The organism is Brooklawnia sp., from assembly GCF_049651565.1.
GTDB lineage: Bacteria > Actinomycetota > Actinomycetes > Propionibacteriales > Propionibacteriaceae > Brooklawnia.
In genome coordinates this window covers 1-1,890 of sequence record NZ_JBASCI010000218.1, presented here as the reverse complement: position 1 = coordinate 1,890, position 1,890 = coordinate 1, and the positions used below count along the sequence as shown (strand labels likewise).

The following is a 1,890-nucleotide window of genomic DNA, read 5'->3' as shown; positions in this document are numbered from 1 at the left end:
GCTCATCGGCGATCAGCCGCCCGGAACCGGCCGGCGGCTGGTCCGGTTCGGCCGCCACCGCCCGGCTGCGCAACTCACGACCGAGCCGACGCAGCCCCACCGCGTCCAGCCCGCCAAGCGGAGTTCGCAGCAGCCTTGCGGCCTGCCGCTCGTCGGGTCCCTGCCCTTCGGCCAGCCGCGTGGCCGCGTTGAGGACGCTCAACAGATGCCGTACCGCCAGTTCATCGACCAGGGCCACCTCGTCACCGGCGACCTGTACCGGTACCCCGGCCGCCGAGAGCCGACGCGCCAATGTCGACACGGGCTTGTCGCCGGCCCGGGTCAGCACTGCGAACTCGGACCAGCCGATGTGATCGCGAAGCTGCGCCTGCCGGAGCAACTCGGCAACCCGCTGGACCTGGGTGGCGTCATCGGCCGCGATCTGCACGCTCACCAAGCCGGACGCGCCCGCGAGCGCCAGCACCGGGCGGTGGTCGACACCCCGGTACGGCAGCCGCGCCGCCACCGAGGCCAGCGCGGCGTCGACCGCGGCGGAGCTGCGCAGGTTGTCGGTCAGCCGCAGCAACCGCGCATCGTTGAACCGGTCGGCGAAGTCGACCACCGCCCGGGGGTCGGCCCCGCGGAAGCCGTACACGCTGGTGTCTGGGTCGGCGAACGCAACCACTTTGCTGCCCGCACGGTTGGCGTCGGCCAGCAGGTGGATCATGCCCCGGTCGAGTTCCTCGAACTCGTCGATGAAGATCGTCCCCGCGCAGGCTGGCAGCGCTGCGGACGCCTGCTCGTCGGTCAGCAGCAGTCGCGCCCGGTGCACCAGTTCGGCATAGTCGATGACGCCTTCGGCATCGAGCACGTCGAGGTACTCGTTGAAGAACTCTGCCACCGCCACCCATTCGGGCCGCTCGGCCGCCCGCCCTGCGGCAGCCACGTCTGCCGGGTCGAGACCCAACTGCCGTGCCCGGGCCAGGATCGCCCGCACCTCACGGGCGAACCCGCGGGTTCCGAGCGCCGGCCGAAGCGATTCCGGCCACGATTGCGGGCCACGACCGACCAGCAGTTCGCGCACCCGGAACTCCTGTTCGGGCGCGCTCAACAGCCGCGGCATCGGGTGCTCAGGGTCTTCGAACCGGTGCAGCAGCTGCTGGCACCAGCCGTGCACGGTGGTGACTTGCAGCCCACGCTGGGTACGCCCGAGCGCAGCAACGATTCGGGCCCGCAGGTGCTGAGCAGCCGATCGGGAGCCAGTCAGGACGACCAGCCGCGACAGCGGCACCCCAACCTGCACCTGGGCCACCACGGCCGCCACCGCGGTTGTGGTCTTGCCCGTGCCCGGCCCGCCGACCACACAGATCGCCCGGGCACTGCCGCTGGCGGCCGCCACGACCTCCGCCTGGGCGCTCGTCAGCGGCCGGGGTTCAAGCTGCTGTTCGGCCCTCACCAACTTCATGCCCGCCATGCAACCATGTCCGACTGACATTTCCGGACAGCGAACTTACAAATCGGGGATGTCTGTGGAAGAGTGGGGACTGTCGTTTGCAAGCTCAGGTTGCAGTGCCGCTGTACTACCCGTTCTTGCTCCAACCGAACAGCGGCTGGAACGGCACGTGGTCGTGAGGTACGGCTGCAGAAAGTATGCAAGGAGAACAAATGGCGCAGGGAACCGTCAAATGGTTCAATGCCGAGAAGGGCTACGGCTTCATCGCGGTTGAGGGCTCGAGCGACGACGTCTTCGTCCACTACAGCGCGATCGAGTCGAGCGGCTTCCGTCTGCTCGAAGAAGGTCAGAAGGTGGAGTTCGAAATCACCCAAGGCCCCAAGGGTCAGCAGGCTGATGGCGTTCGCGTGATCGGCTGACTGAAGCCGATCCAGACTCGGGGGTCGCAGCCGCAAGGC

The 1,890-nt window shown here is 68.7% G+C and carries 2 protein-coding genes; one reads left to right on the top strand and one right to left on the bottom strand.

Annotated elements, in window-relative coordinates; genetic code table 11:
• A partial coding sequence (locus WBL05_RS10300) for a UvrD-helicase domain-containing protein (protein WP_424225698.1) occupies positions 1-1,444 on the bottom strand: 1,444 nt, incomplete at its 3' end.
• Between the two features lie 200 nt (positions 1,445-1,644).
• Here WBL05_RS10300 and WBL05_RS10295 point away from each other — a divergent pair.
• Positions 1,645-1,851, top strand: coding sequence for a cold-shock protein (locus WBL05_RS10295; protein WP_424225696.1), 207 nt, complete (start codon positions 1,645-1,647; stop codon positions 1,849-1,851).
• Positions 1,852-1,890 lie beyond the last annotated feature (39 nt).

Coding starts and splice junctions, on each gene's coding strand:
- WBL05_RS10295 (WP_424225696.1), top strand. CDS start 1,645: ATGGCGCAGGGAACCGTCAAATGGTTCAATGCCGAGAAGGGCTACGGC.